Raw genomic sequence first — 25,391 nt, forward strand, 5'->3', positions numbered from 1 at the left:
TCCCCTCCCCCCCCCCCCCCCCCCCCTCCCTCCCCCCCCCCCCCCCCCCCCCCCCCCCCCCCCCCCCCCCCCCCCCCCCCCCCCGTCCCGGATGACGTCACCCGGCAGGTCAGGCCAGGGTCAGCGTGATGGCTCCCGTGTAGGTCTTCCCGGCGGTCAGGGCCGTCTCGGTGCCGTCCACCGTCATGACCACCGACTTGCCGGACGGCGCCTTGACGGCCGCGTCGGCGGCGACGGTCAGCGCGGTCAGGTGCGAGGTGCCGGTGACGGTCCACGCCGAGCCGCTGTTCAGGCGGACGACCACGCCGTTGTTGACGGCGGGCTGCACGGTGTTGGTGACGATGCCCAGCTCGTAGAAGGCGGAGGAGTCGATCGTGTCCACCCGGTGCCGGGTCCGGGAGGCCGAGATGACGCCCTCGACCGTGGTGTTCTCGAAGGTGAGGACCATGTTCTTGCCCTTGCGCACGCCGTTGTAGAAGTCGCCCTTCAGCGCGATGGAGGAGAAGGTGGCGGCCGAGTCGGCGGCGTGGGCGGCGGTCACGTCGAAGGAGGCGTCCTTCGCCGGGTCGCCGGTCGGCTCGGTGTAGACGCCCACGTTCATCATCTTGCCGTCGACGTTGACCGGGCCCGGGTCGTCCAGCTCGATCATCTGCAGGATGACGCCGTCACGCGGGTTGAGGCGGGCGCCCTTGGAACCGTCGACGGTGATGGCGGTCTGCTGGCCCTTGTTGAGGAAGGTCGCCCGCTCGGAGTTGACGACCGTGCCGCCGTCCAGGGTCAGGGTGCCGGCGCCGAAGAACATGTAGCCGAAGTGCCCCGAGTTCACGACCGTGTTGCGCGCCGGGAGGTCCGCCAGCTCGGCGCTCGACAGCCCCAGCCCGAGCTCCGTGTTCAGTGCCGCGACGGCGGCCGGGGTGCTGTCGCCGTAGTGCACGACCGCGGCCGGGCCCGCGATGATGGTGGCGTAGCTGCCGACGTCGAAGCGGCAGCCGAGGACGCGGACCAGGGCGTCGCCGATGGCGTAGGTGCCGTAGCCGTACGCCCCGGTGTTGCCGACGTGACTGTTGACCGCCGTCAGCTTCAGCCCGCTGCCGCCCTCGACGGACAGGGCGCCCCAGGTCTCCGAGAAGACGGTGGAGCCGAGGTAGGTGGCGGTGCTGTCCTTGCCGATGAGGTTGGTGGAGCGGACGTTGCCGTCGAGGCCGAGCATCCAGGGCACCGACTGCATGTACGGGGTTTCGACGGTGCCCTGGTAGTCGGCGGGCAGCACACCGTTGCGGCAGCGGATGAAGGAGTTCTTCACGACGACGTCGGCGCCGTCGTCGGCGATGACGGCGGTGCGGACGACTCCCTTGTTGGTGATGCGGGCCCCGTCCAGGACCAGCCGGGTGGAGGCGCCGGCGCCGACCACCGCGGCGCCGTATCCGGCGAAGTCGCTGCGGCCGTTGCCGGTGAGGGAGATGGTGGGCCGGTGCAGCGTGTAGGCACCGGCCCGCACGTACACGCCGTCGAAGCACTCGCCGGTGGAGGTGATCGACACGTTCCGGGCGAAGGAGTCGGTGAGCCTGCCGCCGACCACCGCCGCGAGGACGGACTTGTCGCGGACCACGCCGTCGCCGTCGACGTAGAGCGCCTGCCGGAAGGGGAAGGTCAGCGTCTGGTAGGTGACGTCGTTCCGCGCCGTCACCGTGAGGACCACGTCGCCGCGGTAGGTGCCCGGCTCGACGAGGGTCGCGGTGCCGCCGGTCTCGGTCAGCAGCTGGCCGGTCTCCACCCCGTCGACGGTGAGGGTGAGGCTGTGGCCGTCCGGGGCGACGATCCGCCCGCCCTCCGCGATCGTCAGCCGGCTCACCCGCGTGGTCGCCGCGAGCTCGTAGGTCTCACCGGAGCCGATGGTGATCCGGTTTCCGCTCGCGACGGGCGCGGCGACGGCGGAGGCGGCCGGAACCAGGAGGGCTCCGGCCGTGGCGGTACCGGCGATCAGGATGGAGCGTCGGGTGATCAGCGTCATTGCGTGCCTTCCACGGTTCGAGTGCGCTGTCGCGCAGCGTGACGAACCGGCCCGCGGGGCATGCGGCGGGACGGTCCGGGACAGAGCACCTGGGGTGCACGACGGAGTGAACCAGCGCTGCACAGAGGGCAATAGGCGTCTCACACACGCATCCCGGAACCCGATGCCTCGGATCGGACGGCCCGTTCCATGGCGATCACACAGAGTGGCCACAGGGTGGTCGGGGCGCGGACACGACGACGAGGCGGGCGGCGTCCGCGCCGTCCACCTCGTCGTTCGTTGTGCCGTTGTGCCGGTGTGCTGTTGCGGCGGCGATGCCTGTTACGCGGGGGCGATCATCCCGGCCGACAGGTCGATGTCCGCGCCGCACAGGCCCGGCATGGCGAGCATCGCCAGCAGGGCGCGGGCGACCTCGTCCTCCTCGACGAGCCGGCCGAGGGCCGCCCGGGAGGCGAAGTCGCGTTCGGCCTCCTGGACCGAGCAGCCGGTCAGTTCGGCGGTGAGCCGGAAGTTGCGGTCCATGCGCGGGCCGCGGACCGGTCCGGGGGACAGGGAGTTGACGGAGACCCCGTGCGGGCCCACCTCCCCCGCCAGGGTGCGGGTGAGGCCGAGCAGCGCCATCTTGGAGGCGGTGTAGGGGGTTCGGTTGAGCAGCGGGCGCTTGCCGCTGACCGAGGCGACGTTGACGACGTCGCCCCGCCCGGCCGCGGTCATGCGGGGAAGGAAGGCCCGGCACATGAGGTAGACGCCGCGGACGTTGACCGCGAACACCTCGTCCCACTCGTCCGGCTCGATGTCGACGAGCGGCCGCACCGGGCCCGCGACGCCGGCGTTGTTGACGAGCAACGACACCTCCTCGTCGGCGAGTTCGGCGGCGAGCCGGGCGACCGACGCCGGGTCGGCGACGTCGCACACGGCGGTGCGGGCCGCGCCGCCCTGCTCGGTGACGCGGGCCGCCGCCTCCGTCAGCGCCCGCTCGCTCCGGCCGGCCAGGACGACGCGGACGCCGGCGCCGGCCAGGGCCAGGGCGAACGCCCGCCCCAGCGGCCCTCCCCCGCCCGTCACGAGGGCGGTGCGCCCCTGGAGGGTCATGCGGTGTTCCACGGCAGTTCGACCCCGGCGGCCCGCGCGGCGCGTACGTCGCCGGAGCGGGCGTGCCCCTCGAACAGCTCCACCCGGGAGGCCCGCCCGCACACCCGGCCGAGCAGGGCCTGCGAGGCGGTGTCGGTGACCTCCTGGTAGGTCACCGTCTTCAGGTACTTGCCCACCCACAGGCCGCCGGTGTAGCGGGCGGCGCCGCGGGTCGGCAGCACATGGTTGGTGCCGATGACCTTGTCGCCGAAGGACACGCAGGTGCCCTCTCCGAGGAACAGGGCGCCGTACTGGGTCATCCGCTCCAGCGCCTCGCGCGGCCGGCGGGTCAGCACCTCGACGTGTTCAAAGGCGAACTCGTCGGCCAGCGCGTACATCTCGTCGAGCGAGTCGACGACGTGCACCTGGCCGTGGTCGCGCCAGGCGGGCTCGGCGAAGTCCCGGGTGGGCAGGCCCGGCAGCAGCCGCTCGACCTCGGCGATCGTCTGCTCGGCGACCTCACGGGAGGTGGTGATCAGGACGGCCGGGGAGTCGGGGCCGTGCTCGGCCTGGGAGAGCAGGTCGACGGCGCAGACGAACGGGTCGGTGTGCTCGTCGGCGAGGACCAGGATCTCGGTCGGGCCGGCGAACAGGTCGATGCCGATCTCGCCGAACAGCTGCCGCTTGGCCTCGGCGACGTAGGCGTTGCCGGGCCCGGCGATCAGGTTGACCGGCTGCATGCTGTCCGTGCCGACGGCCATCGCGGCGACCGCCTGGACCCCGCCGAGCAGCCAGATCTCGTCCGCGCCCGCCATGTGCATCGCGGCGACGGTGGCGGCCGGGATCTCGCCGCGGATGGGCGGCGTACAGGCGACCACCCTCGGGACGCCCGCGACCTTGGCGGTGACGATGGTCATGTGGGCGGAGGCGGTGAGCGGGTAGCGGCCGCCGGGGATGTAGGCGCCCGCCGCCCGCACGGGGACGTGCTTCTGCCCGAGCCGCACGCCGGGCAGCGTCTCCACCTCGAACTCGTGCAGGGAGTCGAGCTGGTGGCGGGCGAAGGTGCGGACCTGGTCCTGCACGAACCGGATGTCGTCGATGACCTGCTGCGGCACCGACGCGACGATCTTCTCGACCTCCTCCTCGCTCAGCCGGAAGGAGTCCGGGCTCCACTGGTCGAACTTCTCGGAGTACGCGCGTACGGCGTCGTCACCGCGTTCGCGGATGTCCGCGATGACGCCGGAGACGGTTTCGCGTACCTGGTCGAGGGAGGCGGCGACCTCCGTCTCGGTGACGGCGTGCTTCAGGATCTCTGCCACAACTGCGGCCTTTCTGGACGGTGTCGGAAGGGGATCAGACGGGCGGCGCTTCGAACAGCACGTCCGGGTCGTTGAACTGCTCCTTGGCGACCGACTCGCTCATCGGGTCGGCGGTGCCCCACTGGTCCTGGGTCATCGGGTCGTCGACGTCGTGGCGGCCGGGATGCCACAGGTCCTCTTCGAGGACCGCGAGTTCGGTGGTGTATTCCACGGTGTTGCCGTGCGGGTCGTGGAAGTAGGAGAAGGTGTTGTCGCCCGCGAGGTGCCGGCCCGGGCCCCAGGTCAGCCGGGTGCCGGCGCGCAGCGCGCGCCCCGTGCCGCGCATGTACTCCTCCACTCCCCGCATCTCGAACGAGGCGTGGTGCAACGACACATGGGGGCCGCGGGCGATGGCGAAGGAGTGGTGCAGCGGACTGCACCGCAGGAAGTACATGAGGTCGCCCATGTGCGTGGAGTACAAGGTGTCGGTGAGCCGGAAGCCGAGGTGCTCGACGTAGAAGTCGCGCAGGCCGGCCGGGTCCTGGGAGTTGACGACGCAGTGCGACAGGCGCACGGGGACCGCCTCCCGCTCCTCGATCCGGCGGTGGGCACGGATGGCGACGTCCGCGGAGACCTCCACGACCCGGCCGTCCGGGTCGAAGAAGCGCAGACCGTAGCCGCCGCCGGGGGTGTCCAGCGGCTTCGGCTCGTGGACGATCCGGACCCCGGCCCGGCCGAGGCGCAGCGCGAGTTCGTCCACCGCCGCGGGCGACACCGCGCCGAAGGCGACCAGGTCCATGCGCTTGCGTTCGTCCTTGCGGATCCGCACGACGTACTGCTCGGGGCTGCCCTCGGCGGCGAAGAAGGCGAGGCCGCTGTCGTTCGCGATCTCGGTCAGGCCCCAGGTGGTGCCGTAGAAGGCGCGCTGGGCGTCGAAGTCCGGGACGGCCAGGTCGACATGGCGCAGGTGGGTGATGGGCTGGAAGCTCATGGGTGGCTCCTGACGGTGTTGCGCTGGTGGCCCAGGCCGGTGATCTCCGCCTCCAGGACGTCGCCCGGCTTCAGGAAGACGCCCCAGTGCGCGCCGTTGCCCGCCGGGGAGCCGGTGAGCAGCAGGTCGCCGGGGTGCAGGGTGGTGGTCGTGGAGACGTACGCGATGAGCCGCGGGATGTCGAAGATCATGTCCTTGGTGGACTCGTCCTGCCGGACGACTCCGTTGTGCCGCAGGGTGATGCGCAGGTCGTCCGGGTCGCCGACGAAGGCGGCCGGCACCAGGAACGGGCCGGTCGGCAGGAAGGTGTCGGCGTTCTTGGCGGTGAACCAGTCGGTGCCGATGGCCTTCAGGTCGGGCCGGTACAGGCGGTCGCGGGTGGTGAGGTCGTTGCAGATGGTGTAGCCGGCGACGTACGACATCGCCTCCCCGGCGGGGATGTCGCGGCCCTTCCTGCCGATGACCAGGGCGAGTTCGAGCTCCCAGTCGTGCTGCTCGCCGAGCGCGGGCAGCACGATGTCGTCGTAGGGGCCGCACATCGCGCGCGTCGACCCGAGGAAGACGTACGGCACTCCGCTGCGGATGCGCTCGTCCATCATCTTCTCGGCGTCGGCGCGGGCCTCCTCGGGGGTGGCGCCGTGCACGCTCTCCTTCTCGGCGGCGACCAGATCGACCACGTGCTTGCGGTAGTTGGCGCCGCTCTGCAGGATCTGGCCCGGCTCCAGCGGGGGCAGGACGCACAGCGCGGCGAGGTCGTGCCAGGCGCCGTCGGCGGACCCGGCGAGTCCGTCGAACCGGGGCAGCCAGGCGTCCCAGTCCTCGACCAGGGCGCGCACGGACGGCACCAGGTCGGACAGGTCGCGCACGCGGGCCCCGGTGACCAGGCCGGGGAAGGCGACGCCTGCGCTGCTGCGGAACGTGCCGAGCGCGAACGGTCCGGCAGGGGTGAGTGAATCGGGCACGGGCGGCTCTCCTCGTCGGGGTGGGGAACGCCCCTGACGCTAGGCAGCCGGGCAGGGCGGCGGAAATGGCCGTTCGCGATGGCTGCCATCGGCGGCCCTCCCGGCGGCTGAACCGCGCCTCCATCGCCGTGCGGGATGCATGACGTCCCCCTTGCCGATGCCTCGATCCGTTGACCCTGCATCGATCGCCCGAGCAGTCTCGGAGCACCCACCGTCATGAGGAGAAACACGTGGTCGTCGAGCATGCCGAGCTGACCGTCGAGGCCGGCCGGGAAGAGGAGTTCCAGGAGGTCTTCGGCACGGCGCGCGAGGTGCTCGCCGAGGCCGACGGGTTCCGCTGGGCCGAGCTGCTCAGGTGCGAGGAGCGGCCGCGGACCTTCCTGCTCCTGGTCGGCTGGGAGTCGGTCGAGGCGCACACCGCCGGCTTCCGGGAATCGGAGCGCTTCGCGCGCTGGCGGGCCCTGGTCGGCCCGTTCTTCGCCGAGCCGCCGGCCGTGGAGCACTACCACGAACTCGGCGCGCGCTTCTCCGGCTGACCCCCTCCTCTTCTACGTTCGCAAGGATCCCCATGCCCGTACAGAAGGTGCTCGTCGTCGGCGGCGGCATCACCGGAAGCGTGCTGTCGCTGGCGCTCGCCCAGCGCGGCGCCGACGTCGAGCTCGTCGAGATCTCCCCCCAGTGGTTCGGTGTTGGCCACGGCATCACCGTCCAGGGCAACGCGCTGAAGGCGCTGCGCTCGGTGGGCGTGCTGGACCGGGTGCTGGAGCGGGCCGTGCCGTTCGACATCATGCGGCTGCGCCGCGCGGACGGCAGCCTGATCAGCGAGCTGCCGACCCCGCACACCGGCGGCCAGGACCTGCCGTCCACGGCGGGCGCGCTGCGCTCGGACCTGCAGGACGCGCTGTGCGACGCGGTGTACGCGCAGGGCGTGCGGGTCCGTCTCGGACTGAGCGTCGACCGGCTGGAGCAGTCGCCCGGACACGTGGACGTGTCCTTCACCGACGGCTCCACCGGCCGCTACGACCTGGTGGTCGGCGCCGACGGCATCAACTCGTCGATGCGCGCGCTCATCGGCCTGTCCCAGCGGCCGCGCCCGGTCGGCATGTCGATCTTCCGGGTGGTCGCCGAGCGGCCCGCCGGGATGGACTGCGCCGAGGTGTACTACGGCGGTCCGCGCTTCAAGGCCGGCTACAGCCCGATCTCCGCCGACGCCTGCTACGCCTACCTCCTCGACGAGAACCTCGACGCCTCGCTGATCGGGCCGCGCGCCCCGCTGTCGCTGCTGCGCGAGCGCGGCGCCGGATACGGCGGCATGTGGGGCGAGATCATCGCCTCGCTGCCCGACGACACGGCGGTCGACTACCGCTGGATCGAGGCGGTCCTGGTCGACGAGGAGTGGCACCGCGGCCGGGCGATGGTCGTCGGGGACGCCGCGCACGCCTGCCCGCCGCTGATCGCGCAGGGAGCCGCCATGTGCATGGAGGACGCGGTGCTGCTGGCCACCCTGGTCACCGGGGAACTGCCGGTGGAGCGGGCCCTGGACGAGTTCATGGCGCGGCGGCTGCCGCGGGTGCGGATGGTGCTGGAGAACTCGCTGCGGCTGGCCGAGTGGGAGATCGACCCGGCCACGCCGGGCGCCGACCCGGCGCGGATCATGTCGGAGACGCTGCAGTCCCTGACGGCGGCGGCATGAGCACGCCGGTCGTCGACTTCCACGGCCATCTGGCCGTCCCGGCCGCCGACGCCCTGGTCGCCGGCACGCCGGGGTTCGCCGCCGAACTGGCGGCCGAGCAGCGCGCCCACTCCCCCGAGTCGCTGTCCGTCAACCGCGCGCAGCTCCACCGGCTGGCCGGGAAGCTGACCAGCGTCCCGGAGCGGCTCGCGGACCTGGACGCGATGGGCGTCGACATCCAGGTGGTCGGACCGATGCCGATGCACCACTACTGGGCCGGCGAGGACCTGGCCGGCCGGCTCGCCCACACGGTCGACGAGGCGGTGGCCGCGCACTGCGCCGAAGCCCCGGAGCGGCTGTACGGGCTCGGCACCGTGCCGCTCCAGCACCCCGCTCTGGCAGTGGAGCTGCTGGAGTGGGCGGTCACCGGGCTCGGCCTGTACGGGATCAGCGTGTCCACGGCCGTCGACGGCCGGGAACTGGCCGACCCGGCGCACGACCCGGTGTGGGAGAAGGCCGAGGAACTGGGCGCGGTGGTGTTCGTCCACCCGTGGGGCTGCTCGCTGGACGAGCGGCTGGCGACCCGCTACCTCGGCAACACGGTCGGCCAGCCGGTGGAGACGACGGTGGCGCTCTCGCACCTGATCTTCACCGGCGTCCTGGACCGGTTCCCCGGCCTGAAGCTGGTGGCCGCGCACGGCGGCGGCTACCTGCCGACGTACGTGGGGCGCTCCGACCACGCCTGGCGGGTGCGCGAGGACGCCCGCGGCTGCGCCGAGCCGCCGAGCGCCTACCTGCGCCGCATGTGGTTCGACGCGCTGGTGTACACCCCGCGCGCGCTGCGCCACCTGGTCGAGGAGGTGGGCGCCGACCGGGTGGTGCTCGGCACCGATCACCCCTTCGACATGGGTGTGGGCGACCCGCTGGCCCGCCTGGACGCCGCCGGCCTGGCCCCGGCGGAGCGTGCCGCGATCGCCGGGGGCAACGCCCTCGACCTGCTGCTGAAAGGACGTACCCGATGACTCTGGGTCCCATCGAGGAAGAGCTCGCCAAGGCCCGTGCCGCCTACCGCAACTGGGGCCGGTGGGGCGAGGATGACGTGCTGGGCACGCTGAACTTCCTCGACGACGCGATACGGGCCCACGCGGCCGGGCTGGTGCGGCGCGGGCGCCCCTTCTCGCTGGCGCTGGAGTTCAACGAGGACGGACCGCAGCGCGGGTTCCGCGGCCGGATCAACCCGGTGCACTACATGAAGGACACCGGCTCCGACGCGGCGGCCGGCACGCAGGGCTTCCCGCACGGCTTCGGCGGCGCGGACGACCACGTCGTGATGCCGCTCCAGGCGTCCACCCAGTGGGACGGACTGGGCCACATCTACGACAACAAGCAGGCGTGGAACGGCCGCCCGTGCACCATCGTGAACGGCGACGGCGACTCGGTCACCGGCATCGAGCACATGCGCGACGCCTTCACCGGGCGCGGCGTCCTGCTCGACGTGGGCCGCGCCGTCGGCGACGAGCACGGTGAACTGCCGGACGGCTTCCCGATCCTGGAGGAGCACCTGCGCGCGACCATCGAGGCGCAGGGCGCCACGTCCACGGTGCGCCGCGGCGACCTGGTGCTGGTGCGCACCGGGCAGCTCGGCCGGGTGCGGCGGCTGGGCGACTGGGGCACGTACGCGGCGGGCGACGCCCCGGGGCTGTCGTTCACCACGCTCGGCTGGCTGCACCGTACGGAGATCGCGGCCGTCGCCTCCGACACCTGGGGCCTGGAGGTGCGCCCGTACGAGTTCGCCGAGCCGGCGATGTCCCCCCTGCACCAGATAGCGATCCCCAACATGGGGCTGCCGCTGGGCGAGATGTGGGACCTGGAGGCGCTGGCCGAGGACTGCGCGGCCGACGGCGTCCACGAGTTCCTGCTGGTCGCCGCGCCCCTTCCGGTCACCGGAGCGGTGGGCGCCCCCGTCAATCCGATCGCGGTCAAGTGAGCGAGACCTTCATGAACGACAACCGTTTCTCCGGCACCCTGCACCTGCCCGGCGACGAGAGCTTCGAGGAAGCCTGCGTCGGCCGGGTCTTCAACGCCCGCCGGCCTTCGGACCGCAGGCCGGCCGCCGTGCTGGAGGCCGTCACCGAGCAGGACGTCGTCGAGGGCGTGCGCCTCGCCCTGGAGCGGGGCTGGCAGGTCGCCGTCCGCTCCGGCGGCCACAGCTGGGCCGCCTGGTCGGTGCGCAAGGACGCCCTGCTGATCGACCTGGGCGGCTTCCGCGAGATGGCCTACGACCCGGACACGCGGATCGTGTCGGCGACGCCGAGCGTCCAGGGCGGCGACGAACTCAACCCCTACCTCGCCGAGTTCGGCCGGTTCTTCAACGGCGGCCACTGCCCCTCCGTCGGCATCGGCGGCTTCCTGCTGCAGGGCGGCCAGGGCTGGAACGCGCGCGGCTGGGGCTGGGCGGCGGAGAACATCGCGGCGATCGACGTCGTCACCGCCGAGGGCGAGCTGGTACGCGCGGACGAGACGCGGAACAGCGACCTGTTCTGGGCGGCGCGCGGCGCGGGCCCCGGCTTCTTCGGCGTGGTCACCCGCTTCCACCTGCGCACCCGGCCGCTGCCCCGGCATCTGGCGCACACTGTGCACGCGTACCCGCTCGACCTCTTCGACGAGGTCATGACCTGGCTGCACGACACCCACCACACGGTCTCCGAGCTGGTGGAGATCGTCGCGGTCACCCAGACCCCGCCCGACCGGGACGAGCCCGTCCTGCTGGTCACGGGCGTGTCGATGACCGACACCCCGGAGCAGGCCGCCGAGGCGCTCGCCCCGCTGCACGCCAACCCCTACGCCGACCGGGCGCTGTTCCGGGTGGAGGCGCAGCCGACCACGATCGCCGAACAGCTCACGGGCCAGCGCACCGCCAACCCCGAGGGGCACCGCTACTTCGTGGACAACGCGTGGCTGTCGGGGCCGGCCGAGGAGGTGGTGCCGGCGATGCGCAAGGCGTTCACCGAGCACCCCACGCGGCAGACCTTCACCATCTGGTTCTCCATGGCGCCGCTGCGCGAACTGCCCGACATGGCCTTCTCGCTGCAGTCGGAGATCTACTGCTCCGTCTACGTCGTGCACGACGACGACACCCGGGATGCCGAGCTGCGGGCCTGGCTGGACGAGGCGACGGCGGCGATGCGGCCGGTGACCGTCGGCCAGTACCTGGGCGACTCCGACTTCACGGTGCGGCAGCTGAAGTTCATGGGCGACGAGCAGTGGCGGCGGCTCCAGGAGATCCGCGCCGCTCGCGACCCGAAGGGCCTGTTCGCCGGCTACCTGAGCGCCGAGGCCGTCACCAACACCAACCACTGGGAGCGGTAGGACATGCGATTCGCGACGTACGAGTACCGGGGCGCGGAACGCGCCGGGGTGGTCCGGGACGGCATCGTCCATCCGCTGCCCGAGGGGGTCACCGTCCTGGCGCTGATCGAGCAGGAGGTGCTGCACGCGGCCGGCGCCGAGGCACTGCGGCAGCCGAGCGGCCTCACGGTCGACGAGGTGCGGCTGCTGCCGCCGCTGAAGCCGCCGTCCATCCGGGACTTCGTCGGCTTCGAGGCGCACATCGAGGGCGTGTCGAAGTCGCTGGACGGTCTCGAGCACGTGCCCGAGGAGTGGTACCGGGCGCCCAACTTCTACTTCACCAGCCCGCACGCCGGCTACGGCGCCCACGACGACGTCCCCGTGCCGGCGGGCTGCTCGGACCTCGACTTCGAGCTGGAGGTCGGCGCGGTGATCGGACGCGCCGGCCGGGACCTCACGCCCGAGCGGGCGCGCGAGCACATCGTCGGCTACCTCGTCTTCAACGACTGGTCGGCGCGCGATCTGCAGAAGCCGGAGAAGAACCTGGGCCTGGGCTTCTCCAAGGGCAAGGACTTCGCCAACACGCTCGGCCCCTACCTGGTCACCGCGGACGAGGTGGCGGACCGGCGGGACGCGGACGGCTTCCTGGACCTGGAGATGACGGTCACCTTGAACGGCGAGCTGATCGGCCGGGACACCCTCGCCAACGTCTCCTGGACGTTCGAGGAGATGATCGCCTACGCCTCCCGGGACGCCTGGGTGCGCCCCGGGGACGTCCTCGGCTCCGGCACCTGCGGCTGGGGGGCGCTGGCGGAGTTCTGGGGCCGCCTCGGCGAGCGGACCCCGCCGCCGCTGGCGCCCGGCGACGAGGTGACGCTGACCGTGGAACGGCTCGGCACGCTGTCCAACCGGGTCGTACCGGGGCGGGCGGACGCCTACCTGCCGCGGGCGCGCAAGCGGGGGCGGACCCCCCGGCCGTAGCCCCCACCCCTCCGACCAGCACATATCCAGGGATCCGATGGCAGCCATCGGGTCCCTGTGAATTGTTCACCCGGCCCTTCCTCGCCGGGAACGCCCCGGTTACGCTCCGATTTCACCGAGCTTCAACGACGCGGCCGGAAGGAAACACGGATGGGTCTCGGAGCAATCGACCTCAATCTTCTGGTGGCGCTGGAAGCCCTGCTGGAGGAGAAGAACGTCACCCACGCGGGCGTGCGGCTGTCCACCAGCCAGTCCGCCATGAGCGGCTCGCTGGCCCGGCTGCGCCGCCACTTCAACGACGAGCTGCTGGTGCGGGTGGGCCGGGAGTACGAGCTGACGCCGCTCGCGGAGCGGCTGCTGCCGGTCGTGCAGGCCTCGCTGCACAAGGCGGAGGAGGCGCTGTCCCTGACCCGGCACTTCGACCCGACGCGCAGCCGGCAGCGCTTCTCCGTGGTGATGTCCGACTACGTGATGACGGTGTTCGTGGAACCGCTGCTGCGGGTCATCGCCGAGGAGGCGCCCGGGGTGCGCATCGACTTCCACTCCATCGTGGACGGGCAGCTGGAGAACGAGACCCATCTGCGCTGCCACGACCTGATGGTCGTGCCGCTGGGCTACCAGCTGCCCGGTGTCAGCGAGGCCGTGATGCACGACCGGTTCGTGTGCCTGGTCGACCCGGACAACCCGCGGCTGGTCGACGGGCGGCTCGGCCTGCGCGACCTGGCGGAGATGCCGCACGCCGCCTGCGCCATCGGCAAGAGCCACACGCCCGCCGAGCGCCAGCTGGAGACCCTCGGCATCACGCCGAAGGTGCAGGTCAGCACGCCCGGCTTCAGCGTGCTGCCGTTCCTGGTCAGCGGCACCGACCTGGTCGCCCTGGTGCCCGAACGGCTGGCCCGCCGTTACGAGGGCTTCGCGCGGTGCGCCGTCGTGCCGACGCCGTTCCCCGACGTGCCGCTGGTGGAGGCCATGTACTGGCACCACAACCGGCACTCCGACCCCGCCCACCGGTGGCTGCGCGAGACGGTGCGCAGGGTCGGGGCCGCCCTGGGCGACCCGCCGCGGCCCGAGATCGTCCCCGTGGATGACAGGCATGGCGAACACGCATTTCCGGAGCTGAGCGCCGCTTCCTAGCGTGGACGCGAGGAGCCCCGGGAGAGAGGGCTCCCGCACCCGTGGGAGGAAGCCGTGAGCCGCATGCGTCTGTCGGGCCGGACCGTCGTCGTCACCGGGGCCGCGCAGGGACAGGGAGCCGCCGAGGTCACGGCGGCCGCCCGGGAGGGCGCGACGGTGATCGCGACCGACGTCCTCGACGAGGCCGGGCAGAAGCTGGCGGCCTCGTCGCGCGCCGACGGCCTGGACGTGACCTTCGCGCACCTGGACGTGACCTCGCCCGAGGACTGGGCCGCGCTCGCGGCCGGCCTGGAGGCGGTGCACGGCCTCGTCAACAACGCCGGCATCCCGATGCGGGGCCGCCTCGGCGAGGTGGACCTGGCCGACTGGAACCGGGCGTTCGCGGTGAACACGACCGGCGCGCTGCTCGGCATCCAGGCCCTGACGCCGTTGATGCCGCCCGGCTCCTCCATCGTCAACGTCGGCTCGGTCGCCGCCCTCACCGCCCACCACGCGGTCGCCTACACGGCCAGCAAGTGGGCGCTGCGGGGACTGTCCAAGGTGGCGGCGCTGGAACTGGCCGGCCGCGGCATCCGCACCAACCTCGTCCACCCCGGCTACATCGAGACGCCGCTGATGTCGAGCGCGAACCCGGTGTTCGTCGAGGCGCACCTGTCGATGACCCCGCAGGGACGGCCCGGCACGGTCGACGAGGTGGCCCCGCTGGTGGTCTACCTGCTCTCCGACGAGGCGTCGTACGTCAACGGGGCGGAGATCACGGTCGACGGCGGGTACTCGGCACACGGCGGCGTGCAGGCGATCACGAACGCGCTGGACGCCTCCTGACTTCAGCCGCCGGCCACAGCCCCGCCGGCCGGACACCGCAGACGGTGCCGGCCGGCGGGGCTCACGCATGTCGTGCCGCGGCCTTCACGCATGTCGTCCTGGCGGGTGCGGTGCCGTGCACCGGGCACGCGGAAGAGGCCGGGGCTGGGCCCCGGCCTCCGAACCGCACGGATCGTCACGCGGACGCGGTCTGCACCGACGGTTCGCCCGCCTCAACCGTGGAACGCGAGGAGTTCTTGCGCACCAGCACCAGGGTGACCAGCGCGCCCAGCAGGGAGGCGCAGCCGCAGACCGTCACGCCGAGCGCCATGCCGTGGGCGAGGGCGGACTGCGCGGCCTCCCGGGCGGCGTCGCTGCCCGCGTTGACGACCGCGAGGGGACCCGCGGCCGCCTCCATGCCCGCGTCCGCGCCGCTGAGCTTGCCGACGAGAGCGGAGGACGCGGCGCTCATCGCGACGGCGCTGATGACGGCCGGGCCGAGCGCCTGGCCGAACTCGCGCACCAGGCTGGTGGCGCCGCTGGCCATGCCGGTCATGTTGAGCGGTACGGCGTTGACGGCCGCCGAGGTGAGGGAGGAGACGACGCAGATGAAGCCGACGCCGAGCAGCAGCACCGGGCCGATGAAGGCGGCGAGGGAGGTGGTGGTGATGGGCAGCGCGGCGATCCAGAACTGGCCGGCGGCCATCGGCAGCAGGCCGCCCATCAGCAGCCAGCGCGGCTCGACGCGGGTGAGCATGCGGCTCAGCACGGGCGCCAGCAGCAGCGGGATCAGCTGGAGGATGACGAACGGCATGCCGGCCCGCAGCGCGCTCAGGTGCATCACGGCGCCGAGCCGGATGGAGACGCAGTACGCGGTGCCGATGAACCCGAACATGCCGGCCAGCGCGACGACGGCCGCGGCGGCGAACGACGGGATCCTCAGCAGGTCCAGGTTGAACATGGGGGACGCCGAGCGCTTCTCCGCGACGACGAAGCCGGCCAGGGCCACGGCGGCCAGGGCGAGGGAGCCGATGATCGCCGGGCTGCTCCAGCCGCGGTCGCCGCCCTCGATGACGCCCCACAGCAGCGCGGTGAGGCCGACGGCGACGGTGATCTGGCCCGGCCAGTCCAGCGAGCGGCCCTCGGGCGCCTTGGAGTCGGTGACCATGAACCAGCTCGTGACACCCACGATCACGCCGAGGACGATCGGTGGCACGAACGCCCAGCGGAAGTCGGCGACGGTGGCGAGCACGCCGGAGGACAGCGGGCCGACGGCCGAGGCCAGGGAGATGCTGAGCGCCCAGGTCGAGACCGCCTTCGCGCGGTCCTTCTGCTCGGGGGTGGCGGCCGCGATCACCGCGAGGGAGCTGGGGAAGAGCGCGGCGGCACCGATACCGGCGAGGGCCTGGCCGCTCCAGAGCATGGTGACGTTCTGGGAGGTGGCGTTGAGGAGTTCACCGAGCGCCAGGACGAATCCGCCGAGCACCAGCAGACGCTTGCGGCCGAAGAGATCGCCGACCACGCCGAAATTCAGTTCGAGAATCGCGGTGGGGAGAATGAAGGCCAAAGTGACCCAGGCTACCTGGGAACCCGACGCACCGAATGCGGCCTGGATATTACCGTTGATCGGTGAAGGCACCGTAATGCACAGCTGTGCCGCCGCCACGGCGAGACAGCACGCTATGAGCGTCCCTCTGTCGAGCTTTTTCAGGGAGATCGAATCCGTCATCGTGCGTGCCCTCACTCTGCGTTCTTCTCTATGATTTCGATGAGATTTGCCTCGGGGTCGGTGACCCAGGCCATGCGCACACCGGGCTCCGGGGAAGGCCCGGGAGGCATGACCTCGCCCGCTCCGTGGGCCACCAGGGCCGCGTAGACGGGGTCGAGTTCGGGGGTGGTGACCGCGAAGTGCCCGTATCCCTCGGTCAGGGCGGCGGTCAGCGGGTCCGGCGCCCTGAGGCCGGGTGCCGAGCCGGGTCTGGCGAGGAGTTCGATGCGCCAGCCCCGCGGGTGTTCGAGGACGACGCCGCGCAGGCCCGGGCCCTCGAGGTGGAAGGTGAAGACTGTTTTCAGCCCGAACGCCGTGGTGTACCAGTCGGTCTGGGCGGTCAGGTCGCGCACGTTGACGCCCACGTGGTCGAGTCGCACGGTCACGGCGTTCAGCCCGCCATCGCGCTGTCGCCGCCGTCGACCATCAGGTTGGCGCCGTTGACGAACGCGGCCTCGTCGCTGCACAGAAAGGCGGCGGCGCGGGCGATGTCCTCGGGCTGCCCCACCCGGCCGACCGGGATGCGCGCCTCCAGCTGGGCCCTGGGCCCGTCGGGGTCGTCCAGGAAGGGGGCGGTGGCGGAGGTGCGGGTCATGCCGGGGGCGATGGTGTTGACCCGGATGCGGTGCGGGGCGCCGGCCGCGCACAGGTGCTTGCTCATCGCCAGCACCCCGCCCTTGGCGGCGCCGTGCGGCACCATCGGCATGAACGGCGCGCCCCGCACGGCGGCCACCGAGGCGACGTTCAGGACGGCGCCGCCGCCGCGCGCGACGAGGTGGGGCCAGGCCGCACGGGTACAGAAGTACGGGATGTCCAGTTCGTTCTTGATCGTGAAGTACCAGTCCTCGGCCGGCATCGTCTCGAACGGGCCATTGCGCAGTGCGGAGGCGTTGTTGTAGAGGATGTCGATCCCGCCGAAGGCCGCGATGCCGGCGTCGATCCACTCACGGGCGCCGTCCTCCGTGGAGAGGTCCACGGGAGCGAGGGAACGCATGACGCCGCCGGCCTTCTCGACCATTTCCACGGTTTCGGCGGCGGTTTCGGCGTCGATGTCACAGCCGAATACGGTGGCGCCTTCCGCAGCGAAAACCAGCGCCGCGGCCCTGCCGATTCCGGCTCCCGTCCCACTGATGAAAGCGATTTTCCCGGCCAGTCGACCCATGATTGCCCAAGTCCCTTGTTCCCGTGCCCGCCGAGTGCGGTGGTGGCAGCGTAAGGAGGGGGTCGGTCCGGAACAAGAATTCGGTCGGCGAAGGTCCATCGGGCGTACGTATGGCAGGTATGCCGCGCGGCTCCGAACGACTGCGCGCGGACCGTCCGGACGACGCGGGACACCGGGCCGGCGCCTCCCGGCAGGGGCGGACGGGCGCGGGAATGGACGAGACGGTGGCGGCGTTGACGCGGGCAGGATCGACCGTGCCGGTCACCGGAGGACGCGCGGGCCGGCCCCGGCCGCCGCCAGCCTGTGGTACGGTCCTGTCAGCACTCGTGTACGCCCCGTACGGGGCGCCGGTGCCAGTTCTCCTTCAGTTCGCCGATCCGCCCGCCGTTTTCCGGTCGGCGCGCTCCGGCTTCCCAGCACCACCTCGTGACCCGCACGGCCGTGCCGTGTCCGAGGCGCTGTTCACCGCCGCCGAAGGCCGCAGTGTCCGCCTTCCCGTCGCGGCGTTCCCTCCTTCCCTCCGCATGCCCCGTGCCGTCAGTCCGCGAAAGGACCGCCACATGACCACCACAGTCGAACACCCCCCTGTCCGGCGGGAGTCCGCTCCCCAGATCGTCACCGGCGTGCTGGACGTCGACGCGGGCGGGAAGGGGCACCTGCGCTCCGCGAACCTGCTGCCGTCGCCGTCCGACCCGGCCGTCTCCGCCGCCCTGATCCGCCGTCACCAACTGCGCGCCGGCGACCTCGTGGAGGGCGTGCGCGACGGCCGGCGCGATCTGACCGACGTCGTACGGGTGGACGGCCGCACGCCCGAGGCCTCGCGCGGCCGCCGTCACTTCCGCGACCTCACGCCCGTGCACCCGCGGGAGCGGATCCGCCTCGAGCACCCGGCGGCCGGTCTGGCCGGCCGCGTCGCCGACCTGATCGCCCCCGTCGGCAAGGGTCAGCGCGGCCTGATCGTGGCGCCGCCCAAGACCGGCAAGACGGTGCTGCTGCAGCAGATCGCCGCCGCCGTCGCCGGCAACCTTCCCGAGTGCCGCCTGATGGTGGTGCTGCTCGACGAGCGCCCCGAGGAGGTCACCGAGATGCGCCGCTCCGTGCGGGGCGAGGTGCACGCCTCGACCTTCGACCGGGCCCCCAAGCAGCACATCGCGCTCGCCGATCTCGTCGTCGAGCGGGCCAAGCGGCTCGTCGAGGCGGGCGAGGACGTCGTCGTCCTGCTCGACTCGCTGACCCGGCTGTGCCGGGCCCACAACAACGCGGCCGCCGCCGGTGGCCGCACCCTCAGCGGCGGCGTCGACGCGTCGGCGCTGATCGGGCCGAAGCGGTTCTTCGGCGCCGCCCGGCAGGCCGAGGAGGGCGGCTCCCTCACGATCCTGGCCACCGCGCTGGTGGAGACCGGCTCCCGCGCCGACGAGTACTTCTTCGAGGAGCTCAAGGGCACCGGGAACATGGAACTGCGGCTCAGCCGCGAGCTGGCCTCCCGCCGGGTCTTCCCGGCCGTCGACGTGAACGCCTCCGGCACCCGGCGCGAGGAGCTCCTGCTGTCCCCGGCCGAGTCGGCCGCCGTACCGGGCCTGCGGCGCGCGCTGCAGACGCGGGACGGGCAGGCCGGCACGGAGACGCTGCTGGAGCGGATGCGCCGGACGCCGGACAACGCCACCTTCCTGCGCCGCGTCCAGCCGACACTGCCCGGCGGCTGATCCCCGCGCCGGTCCGCGGTCACGTCCGCGCGAAGGGGGCGGCGCCTGCGGGCGGCGCTACGGCATCCGGGTGCTCGCGGGTTCCGCTCGGCCCGGGCAGCGGGGTGCGGGGCGGCCCGGTTCCTACGTTTTGCGGTATGACTTTCGGATTTTCTTTCCGGTCCGTCGTGTCCACCTGCGCGCTCTGCACGGCGGGGCTGCTGGCGACCGCGCCCGCCGCGTCGGCCGGTCCGCAGGTCACCGGCCCCGGCACGCCCGGCGGGCCCCCCACGGCGGCGCCGGGGCCGGCCGTACTGCACCGGTCCGGAACCCAGGTCCGCCCTCACCGCAACGCGCCCGAACTGCCGGACATGTCCGCGCTGTCCTGGCTGGTCGCCGACGCCGACAGCGGCGAGGTGCTGGCCGCGCACGACGCGCACCGCCCGCTGCCGCCGGCCAGCACGCTCAAGACCCTGTTCGCCCTGACGGTGCTGCCGGTCCTTCCCGGAGGCATCCGGCACCGCGTCGTCGAGGAGGACCTCGCGGGCATCGGCGCCGGCAGCAGCCTGGTCGGCGTCGAGGAGGGCCACACGTACCGGGTCGCCGACCTGTGGCGCGGGGTCTTCCTCAACTCCGGCAACGACGCCGTGCACGTCCTGGCCGCGCTGAACGGCGGCTGGCGCACCACGGCCGAGCGGATGCAGGCCGAGGCGCGCGCCCTCGGCGCCCGCGACACGCACGTACGCTCGCCCGACGGCTACGACACCCCCGGCCAGGTGTCGTCCGCGTACGACCTCGCGGTGTTCGGCCGGGCCGGACTGCGCAACGCGGACTTCACCCGGTACTGCGGCACGGCCCTGGCCCGCTTCCCCGACGGACTCGGCGGGACGTACTGGATCCGCAACACCAACCGGCTGCTGACCGGCGCGGACGGCGTGCGGCCCTATCCGGGACTGATCGGCGTCAAGAACGGCTACACCACCCACGCGGGGAACACCCTGGTCGCCGCGGCCCGCAGGCACGGCCGCACCGTCCTGGTCACGGTCATGAACCCGCAGTCGGGAGCCCGGTTCGCCGTCTACGAGGAGGCCCGCGAGCTGCTCGACTGGGGGTTCGACGCGGCCGGACGGGTGGACCCGGTGGGCTCACTGGACCCGCGGCCGGCCCGGCCACTGCCGGGAGCCACGGTCGTCTCGCCGGGGCCCCGGCCCCCGGCCCCCGCGGCGCCGGTGGCCCGTGCCGCGCCGGCCGCCCGCGCGGTCCCGGCGTTCCGCGCGCCGAGCTGGCCGGAGGCGGGGCTCGTCGCGGCGGCCGCCGCCCTCGGCGCCGGCCTGATGGCGCTGGTCCTGCGCGGTCTCTGCGGGCGCCCGTCGCGGAGCTGACCGGTGGGCAGCCACAGCAGCAGGCCGAGGGTGATCCAGGCGTAGGCGTTGCCGCCGAGGAACCCGCCGACGCCGGACGCGTCGTCGACCCACAGCCACACCACGCTCGTGCACAGCACGGCGTACAGGCCGCCCGCGACCCGGGGGTGCCCGGTGCGGAGCAGGACGGCGAAGGACGGCAGCAGCCACACCAGGTGGTGCACCCAGGTGATCGGACTGACCAGGCAGGCGGCCAGTGCCGTGAGGGCGAAGGCGGCCGGACGGTCGCCCGCCGCGACCGCCCGGCGGGTCCGCCACGCCCAGACGCCGAGGACGCACACGACCGCCGCCGCCCACCAGGTCCGCCCCGGCTCGCCGAGGCGGGCCAGGACCCCCTGCAGGGACTGGTTGGAGACGTAGTCGAGGCGGCCCACCCGGCCGGTGTCCCACAGCGCCCGGGTCCAGTACAGCCGGGAGGCGCCGGGCGCGGCCCACGCGGCCAGGGCCGTCGCCCCGGCGGCGACGCCGGCCGCGACCGCGGCGGCGCGCCACCGGCGGGCGAGCAGGAGCAGGCCGATGAAGAGCGCGGGCGTGAGCTTCACCGCGGCGGCGAGGCCGATGCCCACCCCGGCCCAGCGTTCCCGTCCGCTGCCGAGCAGCCGTCCGTCGGCGAGCACCAGGCCCAGCAGCAGCAGGTTGACCTGGCCGAAGCTGACCGTGTCGCGCAGCGGCTCGAACAGCGCGAGCGCGCAGCCGGCCAGCGCGCAGCCGTACCAGCCCCAGCGCCGCCAGGCACCGTCGGTCAGCAGGTGCACGACGAGCGCCAGGGCGGCCAGGTCGAGCAGCAGGGCGATCACGATCGCGGTGCGCAGCCCCACGAAGGCCATGGGCAGCATGACGACGGCGGCGAACGGGGGGTAGGTGAAGCCGTAGCCCGTTCCCGGCACCCGGTAGTCGTAGAGTCCTCGGCCGCGGTGGACCCAGGTGTCGACGGCGCCGTGGTAGACGCGCAGGTCGAACCAGTCGCGCAGCAGCGGCACGGTCGCGGTGAAGGCGGTGACGGCCGTGCACAGGACGAGGACCAGCAGGAGCCGTCCGCGGTCGGTACGGGGACGGATCACGCCGTCCGCCCCAGCGCGGGCGCCTGTGCCGTCTGGTGGGCCTGCCACAGCACCACCGCCGCCAGCGCGCCGCCGCAGCAGGCGAGCAGCAGCCGACTCGCGTCCGCCGGGCCGCCGTCGGGCAGGACGGCGAGGGCGAGCACACCGGTCACGGCGGTCACCCGGTGCCGTACCGGGGTGCCGGGGGCCGCGGCGGCGATGAGGAACAGGCCCCACAGGGCGTACCACGGGCGGACGGCGGGCCCGAACGCGGCCAGGGCGGCCAGGCTCAGGCCGAGGGCGTACACCGGCCGGGGGCGCAGCCGCCACCACAGGACCGCGAGCACGAGCGCGGTGACGGCCAGGCCGAGCAGGTGCCAGGCCGGGACGGCCAGGTGCGCCAGGTCGCTGCCGAGCCGGGCCAGCACGGCGCGGGTGGCACGGCCGAGGAGGCTGGTGAGGGCCCAGTTCCGCGGTGACACGGGGGTGTCGAGGGCGCCCGTCCAGCCGTATCCGGTGCCGGCGACGGCCGTCGCGGCGACCGTGGTGGCGGCGGACGCGGCGGCGGCGGTCAGTACGGCCCGCGGCGGACGCGCTCCGGCGCGGGCGTGCAGCACGGCCACCGCGGCGAGCCCGAGCACGGCGGGCACCTTGACCAGGGCGGCGAGGGTGACCAGTACGGCGCCCAGGACCGGCCGGCGGCCGAGCGCGGCCACCAGGCCGACGCCGAGCAGGCCGAGCATGAGGGCGTCGTTGTGGGCGCCCGCGACCAGGTGCAGCAGCACCAGCGGGTTGAGGGCGCCGAGCCAGAGGGCGGCGGCCGGGTCGGCCCCGCTGTGCCGGGCGAGACGGGGCAGCGCGGCCGCCATCAGGGCCACGCCGGCCAGCGCGACGAGCCGCATCCCGGCCAGGCCCGCCGGGAGTTCCCCACGGGTGGCCGCGGACAGGGCGGAGGCGACGGCGAGGAACACCGGGCCGTACGGAGCGCCGGTGTGCCGCCACGGCGGGGCGACCTCCTCGGCGAGCGGGCCGCCGAGCCGGTCGGGTCCGTACGCGTAGACGTCGATGTGGGCGTCGGCCATGGCGCCCTGGGCGAGGTAGCTGTACACGTCCCGGCTGAACAGCGGCGGGGCGAGCAGCAGGGGCGCCGCCCACACGGCGAGCACGACCACCAGGGCCCGCGGGGTGGGCGGCTCGGCGCCGCGCACCAGCCGGCCCAGCAGGACCCAGGCCGCGATCAGCAGCACCACGCCGAAGTACGCGCCGACCAGGCCGACGGCGGCGCGGGCGTCGGCGGGGGCGGGCAGCTCGCGCACGGGCAGCGCGCCGGCCGTCTCACCGCCCAGCGCGACGCAGGCGGTGCCGGTCAGGCCCAGGAGCTGACAGCGGCGGAGATCGACGGGAGAAGCCATGCTCGGCACGCGGACAGCGTGGCGGCGCCACATGGCCGGAAGGCGACGCCTCACCCCCCGGCCGGGGGCGCGCACATGACCGCCGTGTGATCGACGCGGGCAGGCCCCGGCCGGGAGTCCCCGGCCCAGGCCCGCCCGTACCCGGCCGCACCTGGCAGCACCACCTGGCAGTCGCGGGCGGCGGACCGTCAGCCATGACGCGAAAGCGCCCTCCGCCTTCCCGGCGGTGCGGCGCCGACCGCCAGGTCGCCTCCGCCCCTCCACCGAGTCGCGGGGCACCGGCGCGGGCCGGCGCCCGTTCCCGCGCCACCGACGGCGACGGCGACGGCGACGGCGACGGCTGGGACATCGGCCTCCGCCCCGGGCGTGACGGGGCGCAGGCCCGACACACCACCGTCACACGCAGGCCGACCGGCCCGCCGCAGCGAGGGCGACGACCGGCCGGACATCACCGACCGGCCAACCCCCCCCCCCAGCACCGGCTCACCCGCGAACGGAACCAGCGCCGAGCCAGGCCCGAACCGACCCACGCCAAGGCGACCGCAGCCGCCAGGACCCGCGCCCCATCTCCCCCACCCACGCACACAGCGCACGGACCGACACACCGCCGCCGTCACACGCAGGCAGGCAGGCCCGCCGGAGCGAGGGCGAGCACCGGACGGACTCGCCGCCGTCACACGCAGGCCGGCACGTCCGCCGGAGCGAGGGCGGGGGCCGGGCGGATCTCGCCGACCGGCCGGCCGCCGCCCAGCACCGGCCCGCCCGCGAACGGCACGAGCGCCGCCGGATCGACGCCGGCCCGGGCCAGGGCGGCCGCGGCGACCGGGACGCGCGCCCGGTCGGCGCCGTCGGCGATCTTCACCGCGACGGCGCGGCCGTCCGGGAGCGCGGCGACCTGGACGCCCTCGAAGCCGTCCTTGGCCAGCAGCCCGGGCACCGCCCGCATGAGCGCGGCGACGTCCCGGCCGGCCCCGGAGACCATCTCGGGGTGGCCGCGCATCGCGTCGGCGACCCGGGCCTCGGGGGTGCCGGGGGCGGCGTCGGCGATGCGCGCGGCGGCGCGGGCGAGGCCGTGCAGGGAGACGGAGAACAGGGGCGCGCCGCAGCCGTCGACGCTCACCCGCGCGACGCGCTGACCGGTGAGGTCCTCGACGATCTCCGCGATCGCCTGCTGGAGGGGATGGAGCGGGTCGAGGTAGTCGTCCAGGGACCAGCCGTTGAGCGTGCAGGTGAGAAGCATGGCCGCGTGCTTGCCGGAGCAGTTCTGGGCGAGGCGGGAGGGGTGGCGGCCCTGGCGCACCCAGCCGTCCCGGACGACCGGGCCGAACGGCAGGTCGGGCACGTTGCGCAGACGGTCCTCGGTGAGCCCGGCGGCCTCGAGGATCCGCCGGGCCCCGGCGAGGTGGCGTTCCTCGCCGGAGTGGCTGGCCGCGGTGAGTGCCAGCAGTTCCCCGTCGAGCGGCAGCCCGGCCCGGACCATGGCGACCGCCTGGAGGGGCTTGAGGGCGGACCGCGGATAGAAGGCGGCCTCGGGGTCGCCGATCCGCAGCCGGACCTCGCCGTCGGCGCCGAGGACGACGACGGAGCCGTGGTGGACGCCCTCGACGAGCCCGCCGCGGACGAGGTGGGCGACGGGTGCGTGGCGGGGTTCGCGGACCGGGGGTGCCTCCGCGACGGGACTGTTGTGCATCAGTGCCTTCTTCTTCGGGGAGCGGCGTGCGGGTGACGCGCCGTCTCGGCGGCGTCCGCGTGCGGGACGCGCCTGCTCACGCCTGGGGGCCGGCCTCCGTGCGCGCGGGGCGCACGATGTCGGTGAGGGTCGTCTCGACGCGGTCGAGGTGGTGGCTCATCGCGTCGGCCGCGTCGGTGGCGGAACCGTCGATCAGCGCCTCGACGATCGCCCGGTGCTCGCGGTTGGACTGCTCGCGGCGTCCGCCCAGCTCGTTGAGGAACGCCGACTGACGCGCCAGCGCGTCGCGGATCTCCTCGATGACCCGGCGGAAGACCGGGTTGCGGGCGGCCTGGGCGACGGCGAGATGGAACAGCGTGTCGAGCGCGACCCACGAGGTGGTGTCGGTCTCCTCCTCCATCCGCCGCAGCAGATGCGCCAGGTGGTCGAGGTCCTCGGGGGTGCGGCGGGTGGCCGCGTAGCCCGCCACCGGGATCTCCACGTGCCGGCGGACCTCCATCAGGTCGCCGGCCGCGTAGTCGCCGAAGGTGGGGTCCTGGACGGCGCTGGCGACGACGAAGGTGCCCTTGCCGGTCCTGGAGACCGTCAGCCCCATCGTCTGCAGCGCCCGCAGCGCCTCCCGCAGCACGGGCCGGCTGACTTCGAGGCTGCGGCACAGCTCCGCCTCCGAGGGCAGCTTGTCGCCCACGGCGTACTCACCGCGCTCGATGGCATCGCGCAGATGGCCGAGCACCGCCTCCATGGCGCTCACGCGCCGCGGCACCCGGGCAGCTGTCTGGCTGTCTGACAGGTTCACGGAGTGATGGTCGGGTGCGGCGGTACGGATGTCAAGCGGGCGGCGCTTGAACGGGCCGTGGGGGGGGGGGGGGGGGGGGGGGGGGGGGGGGGGGGGGGGGGGGGGGGGGGGGGGGGGGGGGGGGGGGGGGGGGGGGGGGGGGGGGGGG

At 73.6% G+C, this 25,391-nt stretch carries 21 protein-coding genes and 1 pseudogene; 10 read left to right on the plus strand and 12 right to left on the minus strand.

The features are described from left to right. Nucleotides 1-109: 109 nt before the first annotated feature. From ACZ5GT_RS22125 to ACZ5GT_RS22145, 5 genes are all read right to left on the minus strand, one after another. Nucleotides 110-2,011: a hypothetical protein gene (locus tag ACZ5GT_RS22125; protein WP_469027753.1), complete on the minus strand. Its 1,902-nt coding sequence runs from the start codon at nt 2,009-2,011 to the stop codon at nt 110-112. A 321-nt stretch (nt 2,012-2,332) separates the two neighbouring features. Further along, entirely contained in the window at nt 2,333-3,103 is a 771-nt protein-coding gene (locus ACZ5GT_RS22130; protein WP_469027756.1) for an SDR family NAD(P)-dependent oxidoreductase, read from the minus strand. Then, complete coding sequence (gene hisD / locus ACZ5GT_RS22135; RefSeq protein WP_469027761.1) at nt 3,100-4,401, minus strand: histidinol dehydrogenase; 1,302 nt, start codon at nt 4,399-4,401, stop codon at nt 3,100-3,102. Before hisD ends, ACZ5GT_RS22130 begins: the two co-directional genes overlap by 4 nt. 34 nt (nt 4,402-4,435) lie before the next feature. Beyond that, entirely contained in the window at nt 4,436-5,371 is a 936-nt protein-coding gene (locus ACZ5GT_RS22140; RefSeq protein WP_469027765.1) for a VOC family protein, read from the minus strand. Beyond that, nucleotides 5,368-6,333, minus strand: a complete 966-nt coding sequence (locus tag ACZ5GT_RS22145; protein WP_469027768.1) for a fumarylacetoacetate hydrolase family protein — start codon at nt 6,331-6,333, stop codon at nt 5,368-5,370. Before ACZ5GT_RS22145 ends, ACZ5GT_RS22140 begins: the two co-directional genes overlap by 4 nt. 230 nt (nt 6,334-6,563) lie before the next feature. On the opposite strand from ACZ5GT_RS22145, the gene ACZ5GT_RS22150 reads away from it, so the two are divergent. The 8 genes from ACZ5GT_RS22150 (at nt 6,564) to ACZ5GT_RS22185 (ending at nt 14,293) form a co-directional block, all read left to right on the plus strand. Beyond that, on the plus strand, nt 6,564-6,869 hold the full coding sequence (locus ACZ5GT_RS22150; protein WP_469027772.1) for an antibiotic biosynthesis monooxygenase family protein: 306 nt from the start codon (nt 6,564-6,566) through the stop codon (nt 6,867-6,869). A 32-nt stretch (nt 6,870-6,901) separates the two neighbouring features. Continuing rightward, nucleotides 6,902-8,026 carry an FAD-dependent monooxygenase gene (locus tag ACZ5GT_RS22155; protein ID WP_469027779.1) on the plus strand — a complete coding sequence of 375 codons (1,125 nt, stop codon included), beginning with the start codon at nt 6,902-6,904 and terminating at the stop codon, nt 8,024-8,026. Then, nucleotides 8,023-9,027 (plus strand): amidohydrolase family protein, encoded by a 1,005-nt coding sequence (locus ACZ5GT_RS22160; protein ID WP_469027786.1) that lies wholly within the window; start codon nt 8,023-8,025, stop codon nt 9,025-9,027. The genes ACZ5GT_RS22155 and ACZ5GT_RS22160 overlap by 4 nt, the downstream gene beginning before the upstream one ends. After that, nucleotides 9,024-9,992, plus strand: a complete 969-nt coding sequence (locus tag ACZ5GT_RS22165) for a cyclase family protein (RefSeq protein ID WP_469027792.1) — start codon at nt 9,024-9,026, stop codon at nt 9,990-9,992. Before ACZ5GT_RS22160 ends, ACZ5GT_RS22165 begins: the two co-directional genes overlap by 4 nt. An 11-nt stretch (nt 9,993-10,003) precedes the next feature. Then, on the plus strand, nt 10,004-11,374 hold the full coding sequence (locus ACZ5GT_RS22170; protein WP_469027799.1) for an FAD-binding oxidoreductase: 1,371 nt from the start codon (nt 10,004-10,006) through the stop codon (nt 11,372-11,374). Between the two features lie 3 nt (nt 11,375-11,377). Next, nucleotides 11,378-12,334, plus strand: coding sequence for a fumarylacetoacetate hydrolase family protein (locus ACZ5GT_RS22175; protein WP_469027806.1), 957 nt, complete (start codon nt 11,378-11,380; stop codon nt 12,332-12,334). 150 nt (nt 12,335-12,484) lie between these two features. Further along, a complete protein-coding gene (locus ACZ5GT_RS22180; protein WP_469027810.1) occupies nt 12,485-13,468 on the plus strand; it encodes a LysR family transcriptional regulator in 984 nt (327 codons plus the stop codon). A gap of 54 nt (nt 13,469-13,522) precedes the next feature. Continuing rightward, nucleotides 13,523-14,293 carry an SDR family NAD(P)-dependent oxidoreductase gene (locus tag ACZ5GT_RS22185; protein WP_469027815.1) on the plus strand — a complete coding sequence of 257 codons (771 nt, stop codon included), beginning with the start codon at nt 13,523-13,525 and terminating at the stop codon, nt 14,291-14,293. A 175-nt stretch (nt 14,294-14,468) separates the two neighbouring features. On the opposite strand, the gene ACZ5GT_RS22190 is transcribed toward ACZ5GT_RS22185, so the two are convergent. The 3 genes from ACZ5GT_RS22190 to ACZ5GT_RS22200 are packed head-to-tail and all read right to left on the minus strand — an operon-like array spanning nt 14,469 to nt 17,202. Then, complete coding sequence (locus tag ACZ5GT_RS22190) at nt 14,469-16,001, minus strand: MFS transporter (RefSeq protein ID WP_469027818.1); 1,533 nt, start codon at nt 15,999-16,001, stop codon at nt 14,469-14,471. A gap of 11 nt (nt 16,002-16,012) precedes the next feature. Further along, nucleotides 16,013-16,426, minus strand: coding sequence for a VOC family protein (locus ACZ5GT_RS22195; RefSeq protein ID WP_469027823.1), 414 nt, complete (start codon nt 16,424-16,426; stop codon nt 16,013-16,015). Between the two features lie 5 nt (nt 16,427-16,431). Next, nucleotides 16,432-17,202, minus strand: a complete 771-nt coding sequence (locus ACZ5GT_RS22200; protein WP_469027826.1) for an SDR family NAD(P)-dependent oxidoreductase — start codon at nt 17,200-17,202, stop codon at nt 16,432-16,434. A 446-nt stretch (nt 17,203-17,648) separates the two neighbouring features. Between ACZ5GT_RS22200 and rho the strand changes: the two genes are divergently transcribed. Together rho and ACZ5GT_RS22210 are read left to right on the plus strand one after the other, a co-directional pair. Beyond that, entirely contained in the window at nt 17,649-18,905 is a 1,257-nt protein-coding gene (gene rho / locus ACZ5GT_RS22205; protein WP_469027831.1) for a transcription termination factor Rho, read from the plus strand. 350 nt (nt 18,906-19,255) lie between these two features. Then, a pseudogene (locus ACZ5GT_RS22210) lies at nt 19,256-19,879 on the plus strand (D-alanyl-D-alanine carboxypeptidase family protein); the annotation flags it as partial. 83 nt (nt 19,880-19,962) lie between these two features. Here ACZ5GT_RS22210 and ACZ5GT_RS22215 read toward each other — a convergent pair. The 4 genes from ACZ5GT_RS22215 to ACZ5GT_RS22230 all read right to left on the minus strand — a co-directional run bounded on the left by ACZ5GT_RS22215 (nt 19,963) and on the right by ACZ5GT_RS22230 (nt 25,189). After that, complete coding sequence (locus ACZ5GT_RS22215; protein WP_469027834.1) at nt 19,963-21,366, minus strand: glycosyltransferase 87 family protein; 1,404 nt, start codon at nt 21,364-21,366, stop codon at nt 19,963-19,965. Beyond that, complete coding sequence (gene mptB, locus ACZ5GT_RS22220) at nt 21,363-22,757, minus strand: polyprenol phosphomannose-dependent alpha 1,6 mannosyltransferase MptB (RefSeq protein ID WP_469027844.1); 1,395 nt, start codon at nt 22,755-22,757, stop codon at nt 21,363-21,365. Before mptB ends, ACZ5GT_RS22215 begins: the two co-directional genes overlap by 4 nt. Before the next feature lie 673 nt (nt 22,758-23,430). Beyond that, nucleotides 23,431-24,447: an asparaginase gene (locus tag ACZ5GT_RS22225; protein ID WP_469027836.1), complete on the minus strand. Its 1,017-nt coding sequence runs from the start codon at nt 24,445-24,447 to the stop codon at nt 23,431-23,433. Nucleotides 24,448-24,523: 76 nt separating this feature from the next. Next, complete coding sequence (locus ACZ5GT_RS22230) at nt 24,524-25,189, minus strand: FadR/GntR family transcriptional regulator (RefSeq protein WP_469027847.1); 666 nt, start codon at nt 25,187-25,189, stop codon at nt 24,524-24,526. Between the last annotated feature and the right edge of the window lie 202 nt (nt 25,190-25,391).

The organism is Streptomyces sp. NPDC031340 (assembly GCF_055569945.1).